Genomic DNA, 26,183 nt, shown 5'->3' on the forward strand with positions numbered 1-26,183 from the left:
CAGCATTCATCCATACGGAGTTTTTCCTTCGCGGAGAAGTTGCTACATTAGAACACACGCACCTACACCAGTACGGAACGACAGAATGATGTTTCGATCTGCACGGCTTTCGTATTTTTTCAGGACGGCGACAATACTGTTCCTCGTCGCTCTTCTCGTGACAGCCTCACAGGTGTTTGCGCAGAGCGCCGACGAGGTTGATACTACCGGACTGCGGTACGGCGGATTCATCAATTATTCGCTGAACATGCACTCCGCCGATTTCCAGAAACTTCCTGGAATCCCGAACTGCTGCCCGCGCTTCGAGACCGGAGACGGCGGAGGCTTCGCGATCGGTGGTATGGTGGAATGGCCCTTCGCCGACAGCTTCGCCATACTCTTCCGGCTCGGCTATCACGACTACAGCGCCTTGCTGACCGACAGGGAGAACATTCTCGTCAATGTCAACGGTGAAGCCGTCCCCGGTGTGTTCGAACACAGCATCGATGCCTCGCTTGCCGCACTGATTTTCGAACCGCTTGTGGCATGGAAGCTCTTCGGTGCATTTTCACTGCTCGCCGGACCCAATCTCGGCTACGTTCTGACGAAAAGCTTTGAACAGGCAGAGACAATCGTTGAGCCGTCGGATGTCGGTGTGTTTTTCAACGAACAGCGGAGGACACGCAACGAGTTCTCCGGCGACATTCCCGACGCAGGTACCCTGACCGCTTCTTTCCTCGCTGGTGCGCGCTACGAAGTTCCGCTCAATGAAAGCCGGACGCTCATGGCGGCTCCGGAAGTGCTGTACTCCATCGGCCTCCTGTCCGTCGCGGATGGACTGAACTGGTACTCGAATTCCCTGCGTCTGGGTGTCGGCGTGTTGTATCGACCGGAAAGCGGTACACCGGAGGAGAAGCCGCTCCCGCCACCACCACCTCCGCCACCACCGCCGCCGGCTCCCCCCGCGCTGAGCGCAGATATCAATGCTGTCGCGCTTGCAGCCGATGGTTCTGAGCAGCCCATCGCCACGATTCGTGTCGAGGAATTTATTTCCACGGAAATGCGTCCGCTGCTGCATTACGTGTTTTTCGACGAGAATAGCGCGCAGCTTCCCGAGCGCTACGAGCGCCTGACCCCGGCGCGAGCGGCTTCCTTCGATGTACTTTCCGTCAAGGACCGCGACATCCTCGGCACCTATCACAACATTCTCAATATCATCGGGCGGCGCCTGACGCAATACCCTGAGGCGACGCTGCAATTGACGGGCACGAATACCGATGCCGGAGTCGAGGCGGGGAATCTGCAACTGTCTCGCGGCCGCGCCGATGCTGTGAAGGAGTATCTCCTCTCTGCCTGGAACATCGCTTCGGAGCGCATCACGGTCGATGCACGAGGCCTTCCGGAAAAACCATCGAATGTGTCGGATCCTGACGGCATCGAGGAGAACCGCCGCGTGGAAATCGTCTCCACCGACCCGCGTATACTCGATCCCGTGGTGATCGACGATACTTTGCGCACCGTCAATCCGCCTGTCATTCTGTACAAGCCCGAGGTCGAAAGCCAGGCCGGCGTCACTTCCTGGCTGGTGTCCGTTCGTCAGGATGGAACCGTGCTCAAGAGTTTCGATGGACGAGGGGACGTCCCGCGCGTATTGGAATGGCAGGTCGAACGCGAGCGCAACAGCATTCCCCGCGGCAGCGCATCGCTCACCTATCGCATCGATGTCACCGATGCCGCCGCGCAGCAGGCCTCCTCGCCGCTGCGATCGCTGCCGATAGAGCAGCTCACCGTGCAGAAAAAGCGGCGCGAGCGACTCGGCGACAAGGAAATCGATCGTTACAATTTGATTCTCTTCGAATTCAATTCCGAAGAATTGGGCGACAGAAACAGACGCATCGCCGGTATGATCAAGCCGCGTATCGCCGCAAATGCGACGGTGAGCATCACGGGCTACACCGACCGTATCGGAGAACTGAGCGTCAATGAACCACTTTCTCTGGGGCGCGCACGATCTGCGGCGCTGGCGCTGGGTCAGCCATTGGAAAAGGCCACCGGTCTCGGTGAAACGAATATGTATACAAATGATCTGCCGGAAGGACGCTTCTATTGTCGCACGGTGAGCATTGTCGTGGAAACTCCGGTCGAATAACACAGTCGAGCCAGACACGAAAAGAAAGTCAGGATTGTATGCATCAGGTATTCCGTTCGGACGATGACCTCTGTCAGTTTTGCGGCGCGGAACGTGTGCCGGGAATCGAGGACATTGATGTGTTGTGCAGTATCTGTGAATCGCCGCTCACCGGAGCTTCGGTGTGCACTGCGGGACATGCCATATGTCCCGACTGCAAAGCTCTTTCGGCGGTGGAAGTTATCGAGCGCTACTGCCGCACGACGAGAGAGCGCGACCCGCAAGCTATCGTCGAGATTCTGATGGGACATTCCGCAGTGCGACTGCAGGGCGCGGATCATCATTTCCTCGTACCCGCGGCGCTCATAGCGGCGTACGCGAACTCCACGGAGGACGCGACGGACCGCGCCCTCCGTCTTCACGAGGCGAGGATTCTCGCCGAATGCGCACATGAAGGTCAATGCGGCAGCAGCGGTCGCTGCGGAGCCGCAACGGGAAGCGGGATTTTTTTCCAGGTGTTTGCGCGGACGTCCGAGTTCGCGGATTTTGAGAAGCAATGGAGCACGCGCGCTGTGTCGAGAACACTCGAGCGTATTGGAGACGACGCGCGACATCGTTGCTGCAAAATGGATACGTCACTCGCCGTGCTCGAGGCCGCGCAATTTCTCTTCGAAACCACCGGTGTCCGTATCGGCGTGCAGACGCACAGGGCTTGTGGACTGTCCAAACTCAATCAGGAGTGCCTCGCGACAAGCTGCCCGTTTTACAACAATCCGCTCAGGGAATTGGGCCTGGACGGCGTCGCCTGAATATGCGCCGGGGTGGTGAACACTGATGGTGCGAATTTCCTGACCGCATCACTTTTTCCGGCCTTCCTTTTTGACTCGATACTTTTCGGACTGTTTTGCATTGTACCTCCTGTATTCTTGTCCAGGAGGCAATCATGGCTATCGTCGTCGCATCCCTTTTTCTGCTGCTGTGCGCGGCCTTTCTTACCCTGGCGCTTGGAATCTGCCGCCTTTCGGGTGAGGCCGAACAGACCTACTACGATGTACTTTCCAACCGTGAGGGGAGGGGCACACCGGCCTCCTGAAGCGCCGCCCGCAGCAGAGTCATGAAGCGCTCGATGGTCAGCGGTGCACACCCTTCGTAATGGTTGTTGACGTTCACAATGACGTCAACGCCATCCCCGAGTAACGTCGCGACACGTTCTGCGATTCCCCGCAATTCCTCGTCACGCGTTTCGATCAATCGACTCCACACACCGCCGCTTTTTTCCTCCATCCCCTTTCTGTCCGGTCCGTGCAGACGGATCACCGTCTTCCTCCCGGTGTAGCCATGTGCGCGGAGGACCTCCCGAATATCCGGCATGTAATACCCTTGCAGGAATACATGCTGCGCTCCCGCGTCCGTGAGCAGATCGAAATACTGTCGCGACAGATAATTCGGATTCCTCGTCTCGATACCGATGGGAATGCTCTCGTCATAGTGTTCGAGAAAGGACGCCAGCTTCTCCAGAAATTGATCCCGCCCCTGCATTTTCTGCCGGTTCAGATATTCGAATTGCAGCATGACGCACGCGGTGCGCGGCAGCAGCGGTGCGACGGATTCGAGAAAACGATTGAAAAGAGAGACAGAAAGAAAGTGATCGTTTGCCCCGAGAGGCGCCTGTTTCGATTTCGCATAGAAATGCGTGAGCGTCACACTGTTGGGCGCCTTGATCGTGAACCGGAAATCATCGGGAACAGCCTGGGCATAGGAGCGGACGGTGCGCTCATCCGGCATGGCAATCTTCCCCGGACCGTGCAGCGACCAAAACCATTGATCAATTTCCACTGTGTCGAATTTCCGCGCATATTCGGCGAGAAAATCTATCCCTTTGTCCGATGAATACACGACACCTTTCCATTCACCGTATTTCCAACTGCATGTTCCTATTCTGAAATCCGCCATAATCATCTCTGCTTGTGACTCAATCAATGTACATCTCGCGCGCGAAATGGGAAATCTGTGCTTCGGCATGTTTTCAGGACGACGAAGGAGGGAGACTACACCATGTCGCCTCGTCTGTTATCCGTCCGGGTGATCCGCTGCCGCAAGGGTGGCACCTCTGAGAGTCGCTTGGTATATTGCGTGAGGCACTTACACATTCCAGCGGAGGAGATCGCAGGTATGTCCGAACAGTATCGCGTCTGCATCGTGGATGATGATCTCGCCACACGGCGCCTGATGGAACTCACCATCGGCCGCGCATGGGGACACGAGGTCCGCGTGTTCGAAAGCGGCATCCGCTTTCTTGAGGCGTTCCCCGACGACCCCGGCATCGTGTTGCTCGACATCATGATGAGCGGAATGACCGGCGTGGACGTGCTGCGTCATATCAAGGAGCGCTCGCCGTCGACACCGGTGATCATGCTGTCCGCTCAAGGGAATATCAATGTCGCCGTCGAGACCATGAAGCTCGGTGCCGAGGACTATTTTACGAAACCGGTGGACTTCAACCGACTCCGCTTTGCGCTGGAGAAAGCAGTACGTCTTCAGCAGCTGGAGCACCGGGTGCGGCAGTTGCAGGAAGCGGTGGAAGGAGAAGCCAGTTTTGAGGGCATCATAGGAGCGGATGGAGCCATGCGCAATGTCCTGCGCCTTGCCGACAAGGCGCGGCACAGCGATATCACGGTGCTGATCGAAGGGGAGAGCGGTACCGGCAAGGAACTGATCGCCCGCGCGATTCACTTCAACGGCAAGCGCCGGGAGCAGCCTTTCGTGGTGCTCAACTGCGCGGCAATACCAAGGGATCTGCTCGAGAGCGAGCTTTTCGGGCATGAACGCGGCGCATTCACCGGAGCAGTGGACAGAAAGCCCGGCAAGTTCGAGCTTGCGCATCAAGGGACCATTTTTCTTGATGAAATCGGGGAGATGGACCTCGCCCTGCAGGCGAAGTTGCTGCGCGTCCTGCAGCAGCAGGAGTTCGAACGTGTGGGCGGCACCGAAACGGTACGGGTGAATGTACGCGTGATATCGGCAACCAACAGGGAACTCGCGCGCATGGTGGCGGACGGCCTGTTCCGTGAAGATCTGTACTACCGTTTGTGCACTTTTCCCGTCAAGCTTCCCCCGCTGCGTGAGCGACCGGCGGACATCCTTCTGCTTGCGGAACACTTCCTTGGCGTCTTCGCGAGGAAAGAGGGGAGAGACGGCCTCCTCTTCTCACGGCTTGCGGTCGAACGCATGACATCCTATCACTGGCCGGGGAATATCCGCGAGTTGCAGGCACGCATTGAACGGGCGGTGTTACTCAGCGAAGGACAAGAAATCCCCGAGTCCCTGTTTCCGATTCCAACCACGCTGCCCCCCCCGCATCCGCCCGAAGTCATGCCGCCCATCGAAACCGTTCCTGACGGGTCCGCTCCCATCATCCCGCTGGAGGAACTGAAGAAACAGGCTCTGCTCAACGCACTGCATACCACAGGCTGGAACATCAAGGAAGCCGCCACACTGCTGGGCATCGGGCGCACCACCGCGTATCGCATGATGGACGAATATGGGATACACGCGAAGGAAACCTAGCGTTTTGCGCACAATACTGGGTGAACCCGCTGCGGAAATAGTGCATATTGAAGCGCGGGTCCAACGACACTGCCGGCCGGCGCGTCGTTCCAGCCTTGGTGCGGTGTGTCGGCAACCTGAAGGGTATGCAATGCTAACCACTGGCTAGTGGGATAGCTGATAGGCATGAATTGGACCGGCAAGTCACTCCTGAGGGCCGCTCAGAGCGTCGATCGTCAACAATTCGCCGACGAAGCAGACGGTCTTCGGGGGCGCAGCTCGTGCGGCACCGATTTTCTCCGTTTCTTCACACGGAGCCCGGAGGTGTGTAACTTTTTCTCGTTTCAAGGTATCTTATACTATTGGCATCCGCGCACCTTCCCGGTCCCTTCCGGCCATTGCAGCTCAACAGCGCCCATCACATTCATTTCAGGTGTTCCATGACACGATTGATTCCGTTGTTCACGGCTCTTTTCCTCCTGACGCTGGTCATTTCTTGTTCGGATGACGCAGCCACTCCACCGCAGGATACCGTAAGTTTCGCGGGAACGGTGCGCGATGGCGCAAACGGTACACCAATGCAAGGTGCAGAGATTGTTGCCCTGCGGCACGACAATGGCGCTGAAGTCGCGCGGACCGTCTCCGATGTGGATGGTTCCTTCACGTTTCCGAAGGTTCCGAGAACCGCCCTTGACGTACTCGTGCAAAAAGCCGGATACAGCGCCCGGCGGGTCGAGAATGTCGATCCCACCGAGCAGCTCGATCCCGAGCACACTGGTCTGAATGTGCGCATGGCTCCCTCGTCCAAGGAATGCTGCGATGGCGTGCTCACTCTTACCGTGACCGATGCGAACAATGCCGGTATTCCCCAGGCCAAGGTGCAGATAAAGAAGAACGGCAATCTGATTGACGATCCCCGGACCGATGCCAACGGTGTCGTCGTCGTGGACAACCTGTGCCCCGGTAATTACAGCATTCGCATTTCCCGCGATGGCTACCGTGTGTACGAAGCCGCATTCGTGATCAACGAAAGCTGCGAGCCGGTAAATCATACCGCTGTGCTCGAAGCCATGCAGGTTTGCTGTACCGGTGTGTTGACGCTGACCGTCAAAAAGGCGCTCGGCGCGGGGATACCAGGTGCCACCGTTCATCTCTGGAAAGGCGGAGGCATTATTGCGACCAAGAGCACCGACGCCAATGGCGTCGCGATGTTCGATTCCCTCTGCACCGGATCGTATGGCATCAATGTCGAAAAACAGGGCTATGAAAGTCGTGAGCTGACATTCACCATCGGGGAGAATTGCGCTCCCGTGGAGAAATTCCTTGTTCTCGAAGCGCCCGCTTGCTGTGATGGTGAATTCACCATGACCGTGCGCGACAACAACAACAATCCCATTGAGGGAGCAAAAGTTGTTGTGAAAAAGAATGGGGTAGTGAAAGGCGAGGCGCTCACGAATGCGTCCGGTGTCGTCGTCATTGGCAATCTCTGCGAAGGTGGGTATACCTACCGCGTCAGTAAGGAGGGCTGGACGGTGCGTGAAGGCGAATTCGCCATCAACAGCTCCTGCGATCCCGTTACACGCGACGTGACCATGGAGCAGACGCAACAGGTGTGCTGCAGCGGTGTGCTCACCCTGACGGTGAAGGATGTCAACGGCAATCCCATTCAGGGTGCGAAAGTGTTGATCAAAAAGAACGGTGTACCGATCAGCGATCCGCTTACCAACGCCTCCGGTGTGATTACCGTGGACGGTCTCTGCGCGGGTGAATACACCTACCGCATTTCCAAAGATGGCTGGCAGGTAATCGAGGGCAGCTTCGCCATCAACACGAATTGTGATCCTGTCACCTTGCTCAAAACCATGGAACAGACGCAGCAGGTGTGCTGCAGCGGTGTACTCACCCTGACGGTGAAGGATGTCAACGGCAATCCCATTCAGGGCGCGAAAGTACTCGTCAAAAAGGGTGGCGTCGCTGTCGAAGATCCTCTCACCAATGCCGCCGGCACGATAGTGATTGATGGTCTGTGCGCCGGGGAATACACCTATCGCATCTCCAAAGAGGGCTGGCAGGTAATCGAGGGCAGCTTCGTCATCAACACGAATTGTGACCCCGTCACTGTGCTTAAGACCATGGAACCGACGCAGCAGGTGTGCTGCAGCGGTGTTTTCACACTGACGGTAAAGGACGCCAACGGCAATCCCATTCAAGGTGCCAAAGTGTATCTCAAAAAATCCGGATCTGTGGTTGCCGATCCGCTGACCAATGCCAACGGACAAGTGGTCGTCAGCAATCTCTGTGCCGGTGCGTATACCTGGAAAATCGTGAAGGATGGTTTTGCCGTCAACGAGGGCAGCTTCGCCATCAATGAGCAATGCGATCCTGTGGTTCGCGAGGCGACCCTGATCTCCGATACACCCTGCTGCACAGGCGTGCTTACCGTGACGGTAAAGGACGGCTCGAACAATCCCGTCGCCGGTGCGGCCGTACGACTCTGGAAAAACAGCATCCTGCAAACCACCATCCAGACCGACTCGAACGGTGTTGCTGTCATTTCGGACCTTTGCAAAGGCTCCTACGGTGTGGATGTCGCAAAAACAGGATACCAGACCCGGGAGTTCACGTTCAGCATCAATGCAAGCTGCGATCCGTTCAACAAGATTGTGGAACTCATTCCCTGAGGCGAATGCCGCAGGTACTCCCTCAAAAAGGCCGCGATAGCGGTCTTTTTTTTTCCTTCCACTCGTAACGCGCCCACGGGTCGCCTCGTCCGGCGATATTCCACGCGCAAAGGGACGGTTTTCGTGCGAAATACGGATTTTCTGCCGATAATGGGTAATTCCTATCGACAGATGCCGTGCAATCGTGATTTTTTTATGTCTATGGCGATAAAAAGAGAAAAAAAATTGGATATGACGAGTCCGAATAACAAATCATCGGGAGAATTTGGAAATATTGTTCAGATATTGCACACATCCGGCGTCTAATCGAGAAAAATTTCTTGAAAGTCTTGCTCAAGTGCTTACGGCTTCATAATTTGAAGAAGAAAATCTCTATCTCTGAGATTATGCTCAACCACAGTGAGTTACAGAGAGGTACTGGATGTCAGAAAACTTCGAATCGGTCATCACGACCATCTGTGAAGGATTCGGAAACGACAAAACCCGCATGATGGATATCGTGCGCGAGGTGCAGGAAACCCTCGGTTGTGTTTCCGATGAAGCGATGGAACTGATCGCCGCGCGTGTCAACACGCATCGCGTCGAAGTGGAAAGCGTTGTATCCTTCTACGCTTTCCTCAGCAAGGAAAAGAAGGGAAAAGTGGTCATACGGCTGTGCGACGATATCGTCGATCGCATGTCGGGATATGACCGCGTTCGTCAGGCGTTTTGCGATGCACTGGGTATCGGTGTGGGCGAAACGACGGAAGACGGAATGTTCACACTCGAAACCACGCCGTGCATGGGTATGTGCGACCAGGCACCCGCCGCCCTGATCAACGAAGAGGTCTTCACTGATCTGACGCGCGACGCCGCGACGCAGATGGTGGAGCAGCTTCGGAACGGGGTCAAACCCGAGCGCCTGCACCGCCGCCTGGGCGACGGCAACAACTCCCATCCGCTGGTGGGTGCTGCCGTCATCAACAATATTCGTAAACGCGGCGAGGTGATTTTCGCTCCGCTCGATTGCGGTACGGCACTCAAGAAAGCCGTGGCGATGAGTCCCAACGAAGTGATACGCGTCATCAAAACCGCTCGTCTGCGCGGGCGCGGCGGCGCGGGTTTCCCGACAGGTATGAAATGGGATTTCACGCGAGCGGCCGAGGGTGACAAGAAATTTGTCGTATGCAATGCCGATGAGGGCGAACCCGGCACATTCAAGGATCGGGTGATTCTCACGGAGCGGTCCGAACTGCTTATCGAAGGAATGGTGATCGCCGGTTACGCGATCGGCGCGCAGCAGGGCATCATTTACCTGCGCGGCGAGTACGCCTATATGCGTCCTTTCCTCGAGGATATGCTGCAGAAGGCGCGTAACGTCGGTATGCTCGGCGAAGACATCGAAGGCAAAAAGGGCTTCCATTTCGATATCCGAATTCAGATGGGCGCAGGCGCCTATGTGTGCGGCGAAGAGACCTCGTTGCTCAGTTCCTGCGAAGGTCTCCGTGGAGATCCCAAGAATCGTCCGCCGTTCCCGGCACAGAAGGGCTATCTCGGCTATCCAACCTCGGTAAACAATGTCGAGACCTTCTGCTGTGTCGCGCGTATCCTCGACAAGGGTGCGGGCTGGTTCTCCGAAATCGGATCCAAGGGCAGCACCGGCACCAAGCTGTTGAGCATCTCGGGTGATTGCAGCCGTTCGGGTGTGTATGAGGTGCCCTTCGGCGTGAGCATGAAAGAGGTACTGGAAATGGCCGGCGCCGCCGATGCCATCGCGGTACAGGTGGGTGGTCCGAGCGGTCAGATGATTGCTCCGGACATGTTCCATCGCGTCATCTGCTACGATGATCTCGCAACGGGCGGTGCTCTGACAGTATTCGGTCCCGGCCGCAATCTGCTGGAAGTCGCACACTACTACATGGAATTCTTCAATGAAGAAAGCTGCGGTTATTGCACGCCCTGCCGCGTCGGCAACGTGCTGTTGCAGGAGCGTCTCGAAAAGATTATGCAAGGTCTTGGCGAACCCTCAGACCTGACCTATCTCGAGGAACTCGGAAGCAGCGTCAAATCCACAAGCCGTTGCGGACTCGGACAAACCTCCCCGAATCCCATCCTGACAACGCTGAAGAATTTCAGGCCGCTGTACGAAGCACTCGTCAAGGAAAATCCGGACGGATTCCAGTCGAACTTCGATATTCATCAGGCGCTCACCGAATCCTCGGCGATCGCGGGCCGGCCGTCCATGCACTTTGCCGAATAATTCACCAGACGACAACGGAATACCGACATGAACGATACTCTCATCACATTCGAAATTGACGGCGTCGAGGTGAAGGGCACGGCGGGGCAGACCATTCTTCAGGCTGCCGATCAGGCCGGCATTTACATCCCTCGCCTCTGCGCGTTCGACGGACTCGAGCCCTTCGGCAGTTGCCGTGTGTGCACCGTCAAGGTGAACGGCCGCTTCCAGGCCGCCTGCACGCAACCCATCGCGGAAAACGCCGTGGTGGAAAACGACACGCCCGAATTGCTCGAATTCCGACGCAACATCATTGACATGCTTTTCGTGGAGGGCAATCACTTCTGCATGTTCTGCGAAAAGAGCGGTAACTGCGAGCTGCAGGCCATGGCCTACCGCTTCGGCATCACCGCGCCCAAGTACCCGTATATGTTCCCGGCCGACCGCAAGATCGACGCCTCGCATCCGGACATTTTTCTGGATCACAACCGCTGCATCCTTTGTGCACGCTGTATCCGCGCGTCGAAAGATCTCGACGGAAAGAATGTGTTCCAGTTCGTCGGACGCGGCAAGCACAAGCACATCGCGGTCAACGCGCGCGCCCGCTTGTCCGATACCGACATCGACGTCACCGATAAGGCCGTGTCGTCGTGCCCCGTCGGAGCGATTCTGACCAAGCACGTCGGCTACGCGATCCCGGTCGGACAGCGTAAATACGATCAGCAGCCGATCGGCATTGACATCGAATTCAAAAACCGGTTCAGGCGTAGGAGCACACCATGTCAAAACCAAAAGTTGCAACAACCTCCCTCGCCGGCTGCTTCGGCTGCCACATGTCCATTCTCGACATTGACGATCGCATTCTCGAGCTGGTGGAAATCATCGATTTCGACAAATCGCCCATCAACGACATCAAGGAATTCACGGGCGAGGTGCTCGTGGGTATCGTCGAAGGCGGTTGCGCGAACGAAGAAAACGTGCGTGTGCTGCAGGATTTCCGCAAGCACTGCAAAATCCTCATCTCGCTCGGCGACTGCGCCATCAACGGCGGCCTGCCCGCTATGCGCAACACCATTCCGCTCATCGAATGCCTCGAGGAAGCCTATCTCAACGGTCCCTCCGTCCACAATCCTTCGGGCCGCATTCCGAACGATCCGGAAATTCCTTTGCTGCTCAACAAGGTGTATCCCTGCCATGAGGTGGTAAAAATTGACTACCACCTTCCGGGCTGTCCGCCCTCGGCGGAAACGATCTGGCAGACGCTGGTGGCCTTGTTGACCAACAAGCCGCTGGATCTGCCCTACGAGCTGATCAAGTACGATTAACCGGACAGAACGGAAAAAGGAGTAGATATCGTGAATACCACTGATAATTTGAAACGAGTCGTCATCGAACCTGTGACCCGCGTCGAGGGACACGGCAAGGTGACCATTCTCCTCGACGAGGAGAACAAGGTGAAGCAGGCACGCCTGCACATCGTCGAGTTCCGCGGCTTCGAGCGCTTCATCCAGGGGCGTCCCTACTGGGAAGCACCGGTGCTCGTGCAGCGTCTCTGCGGCATCTGTCCGGTGAGTCATCACCTCGCGGCGGCCAAGGCCATGGATCAAATCGTGGGCGTGGACACGCTCACCCCGACAGCCGAGAAAATGCGCCGTCTCATGCATTACGGCCAGATGTTCCAGTCGCACTCGCTGCATTTCTTCCATCTCGCCTCACCCGATCTGCTGTTCGGCTTCGGCTCCGACGTGGCCAACCGTCACGTGATCGGCGTCGCCGCCAAGCACAAGGACCTCGCGGTGCAGGGCGTGATGATGCGCAAGTACGGCCAGGAAATCATCAAGGCAACCGCCGGCAAAAAAATCCATGGCACCGGCGCTATCCCCGGCGGCGTGAACAAGAACCTCTCCATCGAAGAGCGCGATGTCTTTTTGAAAGACATCGACCAGATGATGGAATGGGGTCGCGGCGCGCTGAAAATCGCGAAGGACTACACCGTCGAAAATCTCGCGGAAGTCGCACCTTTCGGATCCTTCGACAGCAACCATCTCTCGCTCATCCGCGAGGACGGCGCGATGGATCTGTACCACGGCAATCTCCGCGCCATCGACGCGCAGGGGAACAAGATTTTCGATCAGGTGCAGTACAACAACTACCTCGATTACATCGTCGAGGAAGTGCGTGACTGGTCGTACATGAAATTCCCCTTCATCAAGTCCATCGGTCCGGAAAACGGTTGGTACCGCGTGGGTCCGCTCGCGCGCGTCAACGCCTGCGATTTCATAGACACACCGGAAGCCGAAGCCGCACGCAAGGAATTCATGGCGGTGACCGACGGCAAGCCCAACAATCTCACGATGGCGTATCACTGGGCGCGCATGATCGAGACCCTGCATTCCATCGAGAAAATCCGCGACCTGCTGCTCGATCCCGACTTGCAGGGCACGGACCTCGTGCTTCGCGGCGACCGTCGTGAAGAGGGCGTTGGTCTGATCGAAGCGCCGCGCGGCACGCTGTTCCACCATTACAAGGTGAACGAGAACGACCAGGTGACCATGGCGAACCTCATCGTTTCGACGACGAGCAACAATATGCCGATGAACACGGCCGTCGAGAAAGTCGCCATGGACCATCTTTCGGGAAAACCGGAAATCACTGAAGGTCTCCTGAATCACATCGAAGTGGCCATCCGCGCCTACGATCCATGTCTGTCCTGCGCCACTCATGCGCTGGGCCGCATGCCGCTCGTCGTGCGGCTGGTGGACCACAACGGTAACGAGGTCGCCAGGAAGAGCACCACGGAATGAGCCAGGCGCCCCGCATATTGCTCATTGGTTACGGCAATCCGGGCCGTCTCGACGACGGCTTGGGACCTGCCGTAGCCGCTGCCGCCGAAGCATGGAAGCTCACGCACGTCACTGTGGATTCGGACTATCAGCTCACGGTGGAAGACGCGGCCGACATCGCCGCGCACGACATCGTGGTGCTGGCGGATGCATCGGTGAACGGGCGCGAGCCCTTTTATGTGGAGCCGGTGGTACCAGTGCCCGCGCAAAGCTTTTCGAGCCACAGCGTGGAGCCGGGACCCTTGCTGCACATGGCCCGCTCGCTGTTTGACGGGCACACGCGCGGCTACATTCTGGGCATACGGGGTTACGAGTTCAACGAGTTCGGAGAGCGGCTGTCGCCACGCGCGCAGGACAATCTCCGCCAGGCGCTTGACTTCCTCCGCCTCGCGCTCGACGATCCGCGCTTGTTCGACCTTCCCTCTCCCGGGGAGACGAACTGAGCGGGTGCTGAGCGCATCATTGCGAAACATGAAGAATCATCTATATGGAGACAACAATGAAGGACGGTAAACACGTGATCCTGTACCTCGACGACGATCAGGACATGCTCGACGCCGTGCGCATGATACTCGAAGCCAACGGCTACGAGATGGCAGAGGCGCACAGCGGCGAGGAAGGCCTGCGGGTGTACAAGGAAAGCAAACCCGATTTTCTCCTCGTCGACCTGATGATGGAAGAAGTGGATGCCGGCACCGTTTTCGCCAAGGAGCTCAAGCTGCTCGGCAATCAGGTTCCCGTCTTCCTCCTCAGTTCCGTGGGCGACAGCCTCGACGACAACACCGACTATAAGGCCCTCGGCCTCGACGGCGTGTTCCAGAAACCCGTGCATCCCAAGACGCTGCTGTCGATACTGAAAAAGAAACTCGGCTGACGTACCCCTGCGCCCGGCGCGGCCCCGTCAAGGGTGCGCCCGGCGATGCAGACAGACGTAACGCGCGGCGATCCGGAAGGGTCGTCGCGCGTGTGTGTTTATAGTTACCGTGAACGAAGCGATGAGCTCTGCGACTGAGGTGAGGGTGCATGGCTTGCTTATGCTTTGCTGTTTTAGTTCTCTGGCTCCTTACATTTCTTCGATCGAGCCTGTTACGTCGCGGAGGTGCATTGTTTAAATTATTGAAATGGCTTCGTACCTTACCGGTAAGTGCATTGCTTTTCTAAGGTGGGGGTTGCATCAGGAGCTATTCATCTGAAAAAGCCAAGGAAGTGCAGTCGAATCGGCAATAAAGTTCCCGCGCATTTGCAAAATGTAAACTGAAGTATCCGCTCACCACATATGGCACAGAAAATCAGACAGCTGATCACGGCGCTCACTCAAGCAGGCTTCATTGAAATTCAGGGCGGGGGCAAGGGTTCGCATCGTAAATTCACTCATGTGAAATATTCGGGTGCGGTAACACTCAGCGGTCGACCCGGGGATGACGCAAAACCATATCAGGAAAGACAAATTCAGTTGGCAATCATGGAGGTTCAGAAATGAAAACCAGCGATACATATCACAAATGGGTTGAATGGAGCGAAGAAGATCAGGCATACCTCGGGAAATGCCCGGATCTGATGACCGGTATTCACGGAGAGGATGCGCTCGAGGTATATCGTGATCTGTGCGCCGTCGTCGAGGATATCATTGCGCATTTCGAGTCCGAAGGCCGACCGCTACCTCCACCGCGCGTGCGTCCAATGCGTGAGGTTGCCTGAAGTTCCGCCCGGTTCGCTGCAACAGGGGCCCGCATCACCGTATAGGGAACTGTGATGTTCACCGGGGTCCCTTCCGCATTCACAACACCGACTATCAGGTCTTCGTTCTCGACGGCGTGTTCCGGAAACCCGTGCATCCGAAAACGCTGCTGTCGATACTGAAAAAGAAACCCGGCTGACGTACTCACGCGCGAGGCGCCGCCCCGACAGGGACGCGCCCCGCGCCGCAGACAGAAGTAACGCGCGGCGATCCGAAAGGGTCGCCGCGCGTGTGTTTCTGATGTACTACATCGGTTCGCGGGGGTAACAAGCCCGGGGGAGCGAAGAAATTGAAAAACGAATATTCCTGAACCGCAAAGGCATGTCGATACAGTATGCACGGGTTCAGCTCCGTCGCGGCACATCGGCTTGTCTTGGCCAGGTGGCAGCGAGATACCGACTGGCGCGGCTTACCATACGGCGCTCGACACGCGGCGGACCTATTGACAAGAGCGTTTTTTTTATATTGGTCAAAGAGATGCGTTTATTGCCGTTAAGACTCAGCCGTCCATCACGTACGACACCGTCAGCATAGGAGGACTCTTATGATCCGTACAACCGCCATCGCGATGTTCCGGGCCTTGCTGTAACGCAGTGCATGATCGGGCAAGTACAGGGAGATTACTTGTATCAAATAGGCGACTCTGTTCGTGTGCTGGAACTTCGGGATGAGAGTGGAACACACCAGGCCCACTATGTCAGAGCGACGCAGTATTTTCCGCAAGTTGCGGTAGTGACCGATCTGGGTGAGGTGAATATTCGCGGACAGCAGGGCGACACGCTGGAACTTCCCTTCGATTTTCACGAAACATATATGGCACTTACTCCGGAATATCGGGTGTATGATACCAACACCGTGAATTTCGCCCTTCCGATGTACACGAAGCAATTCCGGTTTGAATCGGGAGACACCTTATACTACGTATTCTCCCCGAGCTATCGTTTCCCCCGCTTTAACGCTACAGGTGGTGAACGGACATTCGAAGAGGACTCCGCTAATTTTTGTGTACCCGACAGTGTTTTGTATTATGTGGATCTCATAGACGCGTATACATTAGAACCTGTTGTATCGATTGATTCCATCCTCTTCGTCCCGGTGTTTTCGATAGACAGCATGCTTATCGCGATCAAGGGACTTCAGTACGATGCGACAATTATCGAGCGCATGGAGAGGTCCTTTCTTCCCGGGCCGCAGCATACAGCAGGATCAGACTATCGATTGCGGCTGCGGCCGATTCATATGCCACAACTCGTGGGGAATTACGACAACAGGGTGCTCTATGGAAGATATTTCTGGAGCAACAGGTTGTCGGCTGCACTCAGAGATTGGGCCAGGGCCAATCCGAAAAGCACTGACCCAGGGGTGGTCCGCTCATCCAGACAGGAGCGAGCACTGCATATCGTTCCAAATCAGCTCACACGCGCAAAGAATGGAATTCTTCAAGTGAGCGGCGACTGGGATATTGCCGCGCCGGTGTACGTTACGGTGCACGACGCGCTCGGAAAGATCGTGTACGGTACGAGGATGATGAGCGAACCTTCCGGCTCATTTCTCCTGACGCTCGAAACAGAAAAATTGGCGGGAGGAAAGTACTTCGTGAAAGCATCACAAGGTACTTCGATTTTTGTTGGTTCCGTCACCATATTCTAGCGGGGGCACAATGAGAGCTGGATACCTCTTGATCGCAATGGTGGCATGTACGCAAATCACCATGGCTGAAGGACCGTCTGATCGAAGTGGATTTGATGAAGACATGTGTTACGGTTCCATTTTTGTGAGAGCGGAGAACACGTCGTACCGATACGTCACTGGTGCCGTCCCATATTGCGGTGAGCTCGTAAGGAATATCTGGAACTATACGAGAGCGCTGCATTTTTGTTTTTGCACCCGGACACTCATGTTGGAGATCGTCTACGACCGGATACAAGAAAGGTCGAGGACCTATTATATATTGTGTGGGCACTGTCGGTATTACGCTCAAGGGGCTGCGCCAATGGAGCAACAGTACGCCCCGTGTGATTATCCTGAAACAACGGCCGTCTGCCATGATGTTATTATTAACGGCTGGGCAGACAACGGCATATGCAGATCCATAACCGAGTTTTGGGAAATACCCTGAGGCGCTGAACATCCAATCCGTGTCGCCTCTCCTGATCTGACAGCAGATTCAGTGCACCCGTAGCAACTCCCTTCCAACAGGAGCATATTCGTGCGCGAAGGGGAAAAAGGAAGTGCGTTCACGCAGCAGGCGGCGACGAGCCGGAGCAATCGGGTTGCTTCAGAAATGAAAACCAGCGATACATATCACAAGTGGGTTGAATGGAGGGAAGAAGATCAGGCATACCTCGGGAAATGCCCGGATCTGATGACCGGTATTCACGGAGATGATCCGCGGGTGGTATATCGCGATCTGTGCGCCGTCGTCGAGGATATCATTGCGCATTTCGAGTCAATAGGCCGCCCGCTTCCGCCGCCGCGTGTGCGTCCGATGCAAGAGGTGGCCTGAAGTCTGCCTTCGTTGCGTCAGTGTTCTGATACACTGCCGTACAATCCGCTCACCGCACTGTCCGCAGGGGAGAATTGAACAACGCTGATTTCAACCACGCCGATTTCGAATCCAAAAACTGTTTCGAAGAAGGAGATATCCATCGTCCGCTCCTCGGCGGCAGAATATCTGACCTTCGTTGCGGCAAGCGGGACCGGCGGCGTCGAAGCGTTGTACGCCGATGAAAGCATCTGGTTGACGCAAAAGATGATGGGGATGCTGTATGATGTGGCAACAGACACCATCAACTATCACCTGAAAAAGGTGTTCTCCGACAATGAGGTGCAGGAGGATTCAGTTATTCGAAATTTTCGAATAACTGCCGCCGACGGCAAGACTTACGACACCAAGCACTACAAGCTCCCGACCATCATCGCAGTTGGCTACAAGGTCAACTCTGAACGAGCCGTGCAATTTCGCAAATGGGCCACCACGATCATCGATGAGTACACCATCAAAGCCTATGTCATGGATGATGAGCGGATTAAAAGTGGCGGCTCCATCCTTACGGATCAGTACTTCGAAGAGCAACTTCAGCGCATTCGGGAGATCCGCCTGTCGGAGCGAAAGTTCTATCAGAAAATCACCGACATCTATGCTACATCCATCGACTACTCCCCGTCTCAACCGCTTTATCGCAGCCACCGAGCGCGAAATTCTTCAGGATGCGGGCAAAGTTACGGCGGAGATCGCCAAGGCCCATGCCGAAAGCGAGTTCGAGAAATACCGCATCGTGCATGATCGGCTGTTTGAAAGCGATTTTGACCGCATGCTCACAAAAGTCAAAGCCCTGCGGAAAGAGGAGGGTAACGATGAGTAAACAAAGCGCTCAACTACCGTAAGTGCACTTCAACAGTGGTTTGGGTTCGCAGCGGGTACCGACAGGGTAATCGCAAAATTAATTCGATCCGCTGTCTTTTCTCTGCGCTCCTTGCGTTCTTTGCGGTCAACATCTCCCTGTGGTTTAAAAAAACGCGGACAAGTATATCCGCGCTCTGCTAACATTCTATCTCCGCGGTCCGTCACTTTGCGATGACGAATCTCCGCGACATTCTCATCCCATCGCCTTCCAGCAGCAGCATGTAGGCGCTGGACTGCAGGCCGCGGGCGTCGAGAGAAAAGCTCGATTCGTCGCCGGGGAGCTCGCGGCTGGCACTACTCTGCACAACCCGGCCGAGTACATCGATGATGTGTATTCGGCACTGCGCGGGCAGAGACAGCGACACACGTACAGTCGCCGTGCTGTTGGCAAGTACCGGATGCGGAGAGGGGAGGGCGAGCGAGGTGGCGACAGAGGTGCCCGCCGCGCTTACCTCAATCACCGATGTATACGCAACACTCCCGTCCGTATCGATCTGACGAAGACGGTATTGCGAAAATGTTACGGGAGCATTGTTGTGCACCTGTCTGTCGATATGTTCCAAGCCATTGCTCGCCACGGCGGAGAAGAAGGCGTGGTGCCGCCTGTCGCTGTCGGAGACGAATACGGAAATCTGATCGCGAACATGCAAGAGGACGCGCTGTGATTTTGACTTTCAGCGACGCGGCTCTTATATTGTTGGCAAGGTAAAATAGCAAAAATAGTCCCTTGTTAGGTCTATTGAGCGGTTACGTGGTCACCGGACGTGGCAGAGTTTGTGGGTTGCGTTCAAGAATACGTTTCAGGCACGTTGTGCGTTGCATTCTGTTAACCTGACTTCAAGCACGGACACGTACCCGGCGGCAGTTGTCGTAGCAGTCCCGAATCTGATACGGAGAGGAAACATGAGAGCGGGTTCCCGTTGAGCAGCCGCATTCGATTGCGTCTTACCGCAGTTCTACGGATGTCGTTGAGAATCGTCATTTGGCATGGGTTGGTTTACGCTCTGGGGCTGCTTTGTCCATCGCAGCTTTACGCACAGGATGATGAGCGATATCCACTAGAGGATTCCTGGCGATGGGTGCGCTTCGGGCAAAGTTCGGGACTGCCGTCGAATCGCGTGTACGATGTTATCGAGGCGCCGGACGGTACGCCGTGGGCCTGGAGCGAAACAGGAATCGCCTGGTATGATGGCTTCCGCTGGCGTGGCCTGGGTTCCGTCCTTCGGGGCATGGAAATGACCACTTCCCGATTCCACGGCTTTATGCGCGATAAGCTGGTTGTCCGTATCGGTGGCCGTGTAGGGCTTGTCGATACAAGTGGAATTGAGTTGCTGCCGATGCATGATGTGTCGGATATTATGGTCAATGGTGGTGATTCTCTCTTATTTCGAAAAGCTGATCGGCTTTTTCTCTACCTGCACTGCGAAGCGGTAGCTCTGAAACCGCCGCCATGGTTCAATTCGCAAGGTAAACCATACGCTGCGTATCCCGACAGAAGAAGGTATTTCTCCGGACCGGGGGGCTTGTACCGCATCTCTGGCAGGAAGCATGAAAACCTGCTTGAGACAAACATGAGGGGGTTGGGAATCATTGCAATCAGCGTCAATAGCGGAGGGGAGGGTGTGGTCTTAATCAATTCGCCCGTGGAAATGCAGGGCACATGGGAATGGGACCTGCACAAGGGAGCAAAAATGACACCGATCAGGTCTCATCGAATACCCCTGCATACAGCGATTTCTGAGGACGGATATGCCGTAGTCCTCCATGAAGATGGCATGTACTCGACGCGATCTGACGGGAGCTGGTGTGCACTGCGGCGGCTGCGGCAGGATTTGAACGATGTTCATAGAATCCGCTTCGCCAAAAACGGGGATCTGTGGGTGGCAACGAACAACGGTCTGTTTCTGTGTCGGCTCTCCTCGGTCGCGGTGCGGAGTTTCCAGTGGCCGGAGAACGATAAACGCAATCGCATCAATGATATCATCCGAGATCGTAATGGGAATGTCTGGTGTGCGACGAGTGGCGGAATTGTGCGCATTTCACCTGATGGGGCTGAACGGAGATGGACCAGGATTCTGGGAACGCGCTTCTCCGTCGTTACCGGTGTCTGTGAAGACAATGAAGGTGGTATCTGGATATGCAGCGGCGTAGATTTTTCTGGAGCGTTCCGATGGGACGGTCGGCAGTGGTTTAAATACGAAACACATGCGAACGGGAGGGCTGCGAACATTCACAGGATATTCCGCGGACGGGGGGACCGTCTTTGGTTTGCCGGAATATCTCCGGATTATACCCTGGCACCGGAGGACAATCCGGGAGTATTCGTGTGGGAGCGCGCAGTACTGCGTCACTGGGAGCATAGCGATGGATTGCCGCATAGCCGGGTATACGCGGTCAACGAAACGTCCGATGGGACGCTTTGGTTCGGCACGTACAATGGCGTCGGAAAATTCAGGGATGGTCAGTGGACGATGCTTGCTCAAGGCGCTCGTCCCGGCTGGCGCTACGTGATGTCCATTACTCCACATTCCGACGGCAATGTGTACTTTGGCATGGCGGCCAGCACCGCCCGCGGTTTGGGAGTGATCGATGCGCAGGAAAATGTCCGGTATGTCGACGTAGCTGACGGATTGCCGGACAACAAAGTGTGGGAAGTGAAGTCTGACGCAGACGGTCGTCTCTGGGTGGCCTCCGGCAACGGCTTGGGCTGTATGCAGAATGGGGATTGGACGGTATATCGCGAACAGGCAGGCCTTCCTTCGGCGAGCCTTTGGCCGCTGTATCCTTGCGGTGATTCGCTGTATGTGGGTACGAGTTCGAGTGGATGGGTGCGAATCGATATAAGTAAACTACGAACATCTCCTCCTCGTATTGACCTCGATGCGCCCATAGTTGAAGGGAGGGAAGTCCTGCTTTCGTGGACGCCACTGCTGTATTACGGAGGCCTTGAACCCAATCAGGTATACTGCCGGTATCGTATGGATAGTGGTGAATGGAGTAGGTGGCTGCAGGGAAGAACTATCAAGCTGTCCGACGCGGCCTATGGCGCTCATTCTTTCCACATTCAGGCGAGGGGTCTACACGGAGAATATGATGTGCTGGGATCCTCACTGGAATTTTACGTCCCGTATCCTCCCATACTTCGTTGGTACATTCTCGGCCCACTGCTCGTCCTGTTGACCGTGCTGATCTACCTGAGCGTACGGTACATCAGAGGAAAAATTGCCTACAACAGTGAACTGCGTCGCAGTCTCGAGCGCTATCAAATGCTCAACAACCTCTTAGTGAACAACGCCTCTCTGAATCGTGAATTACAGCATAGCGAGCAACGATATCGGATGACCACTGAACTTATGTCCGATTTCGCCTTTGGCTTCGATGTTTCGCCCAATGGTTCATGGAGTGTGCAATGGATGACGGAGTCGTATTCACGCTTGACCGGATATAGTCTGGATGAAAGCCGCTACACGGGATTCATACGGAAATTCATCATATACGATGATTTTGCGAAGCTCATCGAAAGCAGGAGGAGCGTAAATCAAGGTCTCCAGGTACATATTGAATATCGTGTGCGCACAAAATCCGGCAGTGTGTTGTGGCTGGAGAGCGAACTCAGTCCTGTAAAAAATCCGGAAAGCGGTGTGGTAACGCAGGTGTACGGCATAGCCCGCGATATCACGCAGAGGAAGGCAAGCAGCGAGCGATTGCGATGTCTGGCGGGTGATCTCGTGCAAACGGAGGAAAGGGAACGGCGTCGCATGGCCACCTTTCTGCATGACGTCATCAGTCAGTCGATTGCACTCGCATATCTGAAGCTTCACCGCTGGCAGAAGCGTGCCGCACCGGATGACGCGGCTCTTGACGAGGTGCGCGGCATGCTGGATCATGTCATTGAGGACGCCCATACCCTGACGTTTGACCTGTGTCCCCCCATCATCCACGAGCTCAATCTCGCCGAAGCAATCACCTGGCAGGTTCGCCAGCTCCAGAGGCAGCATGGTGTGGAGTTGTTGACATCATACAACGGCATTGACGTTCGGGTAGACCCGGAGCTTCACGTACTCCTGTTCCGCGCTGTGCGGGAATTGATCGTAAACGCTCTCAAACATGCACAAGCCCTGCATATTCGTGTGGAAGTGCAGCGCGATCTCGACATGGTGATCCTCCGCGTGATCGACGATGGCGTCGGCTTTCCGACCGGGCAATCCGATGCCGGGGATGAAGAAGATCGCGGAGGATTCGGTTTGCGCAACATACGGAGACGGCTCTCCGACTTCGGCATCGACGTAGTGGTGGAGAGCACACCAAGAGAGGGAAGCGCGGTATCGTTGTGTGTGCCATTGGGCCTGATTCGCTCCCTGAGTGAAGGCGGCGGAGATGGAATCTTAACGACCGATAGAGAATCCAAAACGGAAACAGAAAGCAAAACGGCAACGGCGCACGATACCAGCATAGAGGAGACCACATGAGCACACGCATTCTTCTTGCCGACGATCATCACCTTATGCGCGAGGGGCTCCGCAGCATCATCGAACAGGATTTGAAGATGCGGGTGGCGGGACAGGCCGCGGACGGCATCGAAGCAGTTGCATTGGCGGAGACGCTGAAACCCGATCTGGTGATTATGGACGTACACATGCCGCATCTCAACGGCATCGATGCCACGCGCGAGATCAAAGCAAGAGATGCCACCATCCGTATTGTCGCGTTGTCCATGCATAGGGAGCAGCAATTCGTATCCGACATGTTCCGCGCCGGCGCCGATGCGTATCTCCTCAAGCATTGCGTCCTGGACGAGCTCGAAACCGCTATTCGTACCGTCCTCACAGGCAGAAAGTATCTCAGCGCCGACCTGACCAATCTCGTTATCGACGACTACGTGCGTCACCTCGACGCCGATGCCATCGCGCACGACGATGGTCTCACCGCCAGGGAGCGTCAGATCCTCCAGCTCATCGCCGAGGGGCAGTCCACCAAGGACATTGCCGTTCTCCTCCACCTCTCCGTCTCCACAGTCGAAACCCACCGCCAGCATCTCCTCACCAAGCTCCACGCCCACTCCATCGCCGAGCTCACCAAAGCCGCCATCAGGATGGGACTGACGGGGGTGTGAGAGCAGGCATGGTTGCTTGAGCGCGTTTTCCACGATGCGACATCGTGGAAAACGCTATTACTCGTGTGCAAGCAAACACATCGAAGTGCCTCCCGTTGACGATTTGCCGCATTCACTAAAGCGGTGAGCCCGGCTGTGTCCACTCCAAATCCGTTCCCGCTTCTGGCGGATTTCGTGGTAAACAATCATGGATAGCGCTATCGCGTTGTTGATTTGATACGAGGCAATTTACTCGTGTCATTCTGGAGCTGCCATGGAAATTGATCATCAATCATACGCATAGTGCGGAAATGCTCAAATTCCGGGCAACTTCGTACGGGCTCCGCTTAGAGAACATCTGCGGCGGAGGGTAAGGACGGAGCAACCAGCACGCCGCTTCTTCATTGATGATCGATTAAAAGGCAAAGGAAAGGCAAATGAATAACATCAACAGCGCCTTTAAATGTATTGTACTAATCGCTACAGTATGGATGCTCCTCCCCGCCGTCCTCGCCGCCCAGGACTGGGCCTGGATGCACGGTACCAGGACAATAAATGAAAGAGGGATCTATGGCACATTGGGACTGCCTGATTCACTTTCGACGCCGGGCAGCCGCAGTGGCGCATTCACCTGGAAGGCCAAGGACGGCACCTTCAGGCTGTTCGGTGGAAACACCCGCATAGCGGGACTTGTGATTCACGTCTATAACGACCTCTGGAAATTCGATGCGAACACCAATTTGTGGACATGGATGCACGGTCCGGACAGCGTCGATGATCCGGGACAATACGGAACCCGTTCAATGTCATCTGCCGCGAACGTCCCACCGGGGCGCGAAGCAGGCGTGAGTTGGGTAGACAGGAACGGGAATCTCTGGATGTTTGGCGGAAGTAAGGAAACAACCTCCGGCCTTGGAACCGATTATTTCAATGATCTCTGGATGTTCGATGCAGAGCGAGGGGAGTGGGTTTGGATGCATGGCTCGAACAAGGTCGACCAGAACGGTGTGTACGGCACAAAAGGTCTCCCGAACGGGGCGAACACACCCGGCTCACGCGAAGGTTCCGTCGGATGGACGGACCTGCTCGGTAACCTCTGGCTCTATGGAGGAAGAGGTGTTCCATTCAGTCAGATCACATTCAACGACTTGTGGAAATTCGACGCTGTTCAAAAAACGTGGACCTGGATGCAGGGTGATGACAACACCAACAAACTTCCGGTGTACGGCACGCTGGGAGTACCCGCATCCGGAAACCAGCCCGGTGGACGGTTCTCTGCGACGGCATGGAGCGACAGCGAGGGAAATTTCTGGCTCTTCGGAGGTATGAGCGTGGAGGGGTCGGTGACATATAAAAACGATCTGTGGAAATTTATGCCGAGTACAGGCCAATGGACATGGGTACACGGGCCTAAGGAAACAAATATTGCAGGGGTTTACGGCATGAAAGGTGTGCCCGATCATGCCAATGTTCCCGGCGCCCGCAGGAACTCCGTCGGCTGGACTGCCGACGACGGAATGTTCTGGCTTTTCGGTGGGGAACATTACGACAGTAAGTCGGGCAGATTTCACCTGCAGAATGATCTCTGGCGTTATGACCCGCGAAACAACGAGTGGACCTGGATAGCAGGTGCAAAGGAAATGGACGAAAAGAGTCAATATGGCATCAGAGGCATCCCTTCTACCGGAAATGCGCCGGGTGCCCGCAAGGCGGCTGCCGCGTGGGCGCACAATAACAGCGAGTTCTGGATGTTTGGTGGCTTGGGCTATACGGAAATGCTCGCAGGTTTTACCAACGATCTCTGGCGAATAAGCACATTTGTGAACAATGCTGACCGAGTCGACGAGCCGCGGCGTGATGTGTCCCTTTCGCTTATCGGTTCGGAACCGTTTTCAAAGAGGTTTACAATATCCTGCCGCGCCAGCGGCAATCAGTCGTTCCTGCTTGAGATTCGAGATCTGCATGGTCGGCGTGTACACCTGCTGACTGAAGGCATCGGCGCGCCCGAAGAACGTATCTTCGTCTGGGACGCGAGCGCGATGCCGCCCGGCGTGTATTTCTGCTGTCTGCACGTAGGTGAAATAATGAAGACGATGAAAATCCTGCTGCTGCGTTGAGGTTCAGGTCAAGAGATTCGAAAACGTTAGCCGGAAGTACACAAGACAAGCTCTTCATTCGCTATGTCGCATCGCTACGTTTGTATCGAGGGCAATGTTCATACCAGCTCCAGGCTTGATCGTACACCTGATACAGGCAGCGGAGCAGAGCGATGGATGTGTGATGGTCAGACAACAGGGCCACCTGAAGCACCAAAAGCTTTTACCGAAGTCACCATCAGCATGGGGTTGATGGGGATGGCAAAGCAGGCATAGCTGTTTGATCGCGTTTCCCACGATGCAATATTGTGGATAACGCGATTATTCGTTCGCAACGAAACACGGCGAAGTGCCTCCCATGGATGATTTGCCGCAGTCAATGAAGCGATGAGCCGGGCTGTTTCCACTCCAGATCGTTTCTGCTTCTGGCGTATTTCGTGGTAAACAATCATGGAT

Annotated in this window: 21 protein-coding genes and 2 pseudogenes; 19 read left to right on the forward strand and 4 right to left on the reverse strand. The window is 55.7% G+C overall.

All coding sequences use genetic code 11. The annotated features are described in order from the left end of the window. Window positions 1–85: 85 nt before the first annotated feature. The 3 genes from M5R41_00730 to M5R41_00740 all read left to right on the forward strand — a co-directional run bounded on the left by M5R41_00730 (window position 86) and on the right by M5R41_00740 (window position 3,200). A complete protein-coding gene (locus tag M5R41_00730; protein MCZ7554911.1) occupies window positions 86–2,128 on the forward strand; it encodes an OmpA family protein in 2,043 nt (680 codons plus the stop codon). A 38-nt stretch (window positions 2,129–2,166) separates the two neighbouring features. Continuing rightward, window positions 2,167–2,916 (forward strand): DUF5714 domain-containing protein, encoded by a 750-nt coding sequence (locus tag M5R41_00735; GenBank protein MCZ7554912.1) that lies wholly within the window; start codon window positions 2,167–2,169, stop codon window positions 2,914–2,916. A gap of 134 nt (window positions 2,917–3,050) precedes the next feature. After that, window positions 3,051–3,200, forward strand: coding sequence for a hypothetical protein (locus M5R41_00740; protein ID MCZ7554913.1), 150 nt, complete (start codon window positions 3,051–3,053; stop codon window positions 3,198–3,200). On the opposite strand, the gene M5R41_00745 is transcribed toward M5R41_00740, so the two are convergent. Continuing rightward, on the reverse strand, window positions 3,152–4,060 hold the full coding sequence (locus tag M5R41_00745) for a DUF72 domain-containing protein (protein MCZ7554914.1): 909 nt from the start codon (window positions 4,058–4,060) through the stop codon (window positions 3,152–3,154). The two genes, M5R41_00740 and M5R41_00745, sit on opposite strands and share 49 nt — an antisense overlap. 219 nt (window positions 4,061–4,279) lie before the next feature. Here M5R41_00745 and M5R41_00750 point away from each other — a divergent pair, with 219 nt between their 5' ends. The 12 genes and pseudogenes from M5R41_00750 (at window position 4,280) to M5R41_00805 (ending at window position 17,639) form a co-directional block, all read left to right on the forward strand. After that, a complete protein-coding gene (locus M5R41_00750; GenBank protein MCZ7554915.1) occupies window positions 4,280–5,674 on the forward strand; it encodes a sigma-54 dependent transcriptional regulator in 1,395 nt (464 codons plus the stop codon). A 419-nt stretch (window positions 5,675–6,093) separates the two neighbouring features. Then, complete coding sequence (locus M5R41_00755; GenBank protein ID MCZ7554916.1) at window positions 6,094–8,334, forward strand: carboxypeptidase regulatory-like domain-containing protein; 2,241 nt, start codon at window positions 6,094–6,096, stop codon at window positions 8,332–8,334. A 421-nt stretch (window positions 8,335–8,755) separates the two neighbouring features. Next, window positions 8,756–10,573: an NAD(P)H-dependent oxidoreductase subunit E gene (locus tag M5R41_00760; protein MCZ7554917.1), complete on the forward strand. Its 1,818-nt coding sequence runs from the start codon at window positions 8,756–8,758 to the stop codon at window positions 10,571–10,573. Between the two features lie 27 nt (window positions 10,574–10,600). Next, window positions 10,601–11,311 (forward strand): annotated as a pseudogene (locus M5R41_00765) (2Fe-2S iron-sulfur cluster-binding protein). Between the two features lie 20 nt (window positions 11,312–11,331). Next, on the forward strand, window positions 11,332–11,877 hold the full coding sequence (locus M5R41_00770; protein ID MCZ7554918.1) for an NADP oxidoreductase: 546 nt from the start codon (window positions 11,332–11,334) through the stop codon (window positions 11,875–11,877). A 30-nt stretch (window positions 11,878–11,907) separates the two neighbouring features. After that, a complete protein-coding gene (locus M5R41_00775) occupies window positions 11,908–13,356 on the forward strand; it encodes a Ni/Fe hydrogenase subunit alpha (GenBank protein MCZ7554919.1) in 1,449 nt (482 codons plus the stop codon). Then, window positions 13,353–13,838 carry a hydrogenase maturation protease gene (locus M5R41_00780; GenBank protein ID MCZ7554920.1) on the forward strand — a complete coding sequence of 162 codons (486 nt, stop codon included), beginning with the start codon at window positions 13,353–13,355 and terminating at the stop codon, window positions 13,836–13,838. The genes M5R41_00775 and M5R41_00780 overlap by 4 nt, the downstream gene beginning before the upstream one ends. A gap of 56 nt (window positions 13,839–13,894) precedes the next feature. After that, a complete protein-coding gene (locus M5R41_00785) occupies window positions 13,895–14,269 on the forward strand; it encodes a response regulator (protein ID MCZ7554921.1) in 375 nt (124 codons plus the stop codon). A gap of 402 nt (window positions 14,270–14,671) precedes the next feature. Beyond that, the gene (locus M5R41_00790) at window positions 14,672–14,875 is read left to right on the forward strand and encodes a type II toxin-antitoxin system HicA family toxin (GenBank protein ID MCZ7554922.1); all 204 of its coding nucleotides are present in this window, start codon (window positions 14,672–14,674) and stop codon (window positions 14,873–14,875) included. Further along, window positions 14,872–15,093 carry a pilus assembly protein HicB gene (locus M5R41_00795; GenBank protein MCZ7554923.1) on the forward strand — a complete coding sequence of 74 codons (222 nt, stop codon included), beginning with the start codon at window positions 14,872–14,874 and terminating at the stop codon, window positions 15,091–15,093. The genes M5R41_00790 and M5R41_00795 overlap by 4 nt, the downstream gene beginning before the upstream one ends. A gap of 664 nt (window positions 15,094–15,757) precedes the next feature. Further along, window positions 15,758–16,783 (forward strand): hypothetical protein, encoded by a 1,026-nt coding sequence (locus M5R41_00800; GenBank protein MCZ7554924.1) that lies wholly within the window; start codon window positions 15,758–15,760, stop codon window positions 16,781–16,783. Between the two features lie 634 nt (window positions 16,784–17,417). Then, window positions 17,418–17,639 carry a pilus assembly protein HicB gene (locus tag M5R41_00805; protein MCZ7554925.1) on the forward strand — a complete coding sequence of 74 codons (222 nt, stop codon included), beginning with the start codon at window positions 17,418–17,420 and terminating at the stop codon, window positions 17,637–17,639. Window positions 17,640–17,656: 17 nt separating this feature from the next. Here the strand turns inward: M5R41_00805 and M5R41_00810 are convergent, their stop codons facing one another. After that, a complete protein-coding gene (locus tag M5R41_00810; GenBank protein MCZ7554926.1) occupies window positions 17,657–17,782 on the reverse strand; it encodes a hypothetical protein in 126 nt (41 codons plus the stop codon). A gap of 103 nt (window positions 17,783–17,885) precedes the next feature. On the opposite strand from M5R41_00810, the pseudogene M5R41_00815 reads away from it, so the two are divergent. Beyond that, window positions 17,886–18,498: pseudogene (locus M5R41_00815) on the forward strand (virulence RhuM family protein). Window positions 18,499–18,700: 202 nt separating this feature from the next. Here M5R41_00815 and M5R41_00820 read toward each other — a convergent pair. After that, window positions 18,701–19,189: a T9SS type A sorting domain-containing protein gene (locus M5R41_00820; GenBank protein ID MCZ7554927.1), complete on the reverse strand. Its 489-nt coding sequence runs from the start codon at window positions 19,187–19,189 to the stop codon at window positions 18,701–18,703. 312 nt (window positions 19,190–19,501) lie between these two features. Between M5R41_00820 and M5R41_00825 the strand changes: the two genes are divergently transcribed. The 3 genes from M5R41_00825 to M5R41_00835 all read left to right on the forward strand — a co-directional run bounded on the left by M5R41_00825 (window position 19,502) and on the right by M5R41_00835 (window position 25,748). Next, window positions 19,502–23,008 (forward strand): PAS domain-containing protein, encoded by a 3,507-nt coding sequence (locus tag M5R41_00825; GenBank protein MCZ7554928.1) that lies wholly within the window; start codon window positions 19,502–19,504, stop codon window positions 23,006–23,008. After that, a complete protein-coding gene (locus M5R41_00830; GenBank protein ID MCZ7554929.1) occupies window positions 23,005–23,652 on the forward strand; it encodes a response regulator transcription factor in 648 nt (215 codons plus the stop codon). The genes M5R41_00825 and M5R41_00830 overlap by 4 nt, the downstream gene beginning before the upstream one ends. A 416-nt stretch (window positions 23,653–24,068) precedes the next feature. Then, window positions 24,069–25,748: a hypothetical protein gene (locus tag M5R41_00835; protein MCZ7554930.1), complete on the forward strand. Its 1,680-nt coding sequence runs from the start codon at window positions 24,069–24,071 to the stop codon at window positions 25,746–25,748. A 167-nt stretch (window positions 25,749–25,915) separates the two neighbouring features. Here the strand turns inward: M5R41_00835 and M5R41_00840 are convergent, their stop codons facing one another. Next, the gene (locus M5R41_00840) at window positions 25,916–26,179 is read right to left on the reverse strand and encodes a hypothetical protein (GenBank protein MCZ7554931.1); all 264 of its coding nucleotides are present in this window, start codon (window positions 26,177–26,179) and stop codon (window positions 25,916–25,918) included. Window positions 26,180–26,183 lie beyond the last annotated feature (4 nt).

The sequence above is a fragment of the Bacteroidia bacterium genome (assembly GCA_027493955.1).
GTDB lineage: Bacteria > Bacteroidota > Ignavibacteria > SZUA-365 > SZUA-365 > JAOSJT01.

What these genes read in the sequence shown, in the direction of transcription:
- M5R41_00730 (MCZ7554911.1), top strand. Translation starts at nt 86, where the DNA reads ATGATGTTTCGATCTGCACGGCTTTCGTATTTTTTCAGGACGGCGACA.
- M5R41_00735 (MCZ7554912.1), top strand. Translation starts at nt 2,167, where the DNA reads ATGCATCAGGTATTCCGTTCGGACGATGACCTCTGTCAGTTTTGCGGC.
- M5R41_00740 (MCZ7554913.1), top strand. Translation starts at nt 3,051, where the DNA reads ATGGCTATCGTCGTCGCATCCCTTTTTCTGCTGCTGTGCGCGGCCTTT.
- M5R41_00745 (MCZ7554914.1), bottom strand. Translation starts at nt 4,060, where the DNA reads ATGGCGGATTTCAGAATAGGAACATGCAGTTGGAAATACGGTGAATGG.
- M5R41_00750 (MCZ7554915.1), top strand. Translation starts at nt 4,280, where the DNA reads ATGTCCGAACAGTATCGCGTCTGCATCGTGGATGATGATCTCGCCACA.
- M5R41_00755 (MCZ7554916.1), top strand. Translation starts at nt 6,094, where the DNA reads ATGACACGATTGATTCCGTTGTTCACGGCTCTTTTCCTCCTGACGCTG.
- M5R41_00760 (MCZ7554917.1), top strand. Translation starts at nt 8,756, where the DNA reads ATGTCAGAAAACTTCGAATCGGTCATCACGACCATCTGTGAAGGATTC.
- M5R41_00770 (MCZ7554918.1), top strand. Translation starts at nt 11,332, where the DNA reads ATGTCAAAACCAAAAGTTGCAACAACCTCCCTCGCCGGCTGCTTCGGC.
- M5R41_00780 (MCZ7554920.1), top strand. Translation starts at nt 13,353, where the DNA reads ATGAGCCAGGCGCCCCGCATATTGCTCATTGGTTACGGCAATCCGGGC.
- M5R41_00785 (MCZ7554921.1), top strand. Translation starts at nt 13,895, where the DNA reads ATGAAGGACGGTAAACACGTGATCCTGTACCTCGACGACGATCAGGAC.
- M5R41_00790 (MCZ7554922.1), top strand. Translation starts at nt 14,672, where the DNA reads ATGGCACAGAAAATCAGACAGCTGATCACGGCGCTCACTCAAGCAGGC.
- M5R41_00795 (MCZ7554923.1), top strand. Translation starts at nt 14,872, where the DNA reads ATGAAAACCAGCGATACATATCACAAATGGGTTGAATGGAGCGAAGAA.
- M5R41_00805 (MCZ7554925.1), top strand. Translation starts at nt 17,418, where the DNA reads ATGAAAACCAGCGATACATATCACAAGTGGGTTGAATGGAGGGAAGAA.
- M5R41_00810 (MCZ7554926.1), bottom strand. Translation starts at nt 17,782, where the DNA reads ATGGATATCTCCTTCTTCGAAACAGTTTTTGGATTCGAAATCGGCGTG.
- M5R41_00825 (MCZ7554928.1), top strand. Translation starts at nt 19,502, where the DNA reads ATGTCGTTGAGAATCGTCATTTGGCATGGGTTGGTTTACGCTCTGGGG.
- M5R41_00830 (MCZ7554929.1), top strand. Translation starts at nt 23,005, where the DNA reads ATGAGCACACGCATTCTTCTTGCCGACGATCATCACCTTATGCGCGAG.
- M5R41_00835 (MCZ7554930.1), top strand. Translation starts at nt 24,069, where the DNA reads ATGAATAACATCAACAGCGCCTTTAAATGTATTGTACTAATCGCTACA.
- M5R41_00840 (MCZ7554931.1), bottom strand. Translation starts at nt 26,179, where the DNA reads ATGATTGTTTACCACGAAATACGCCAGAAGCAGAAACGATCTGGAGTG.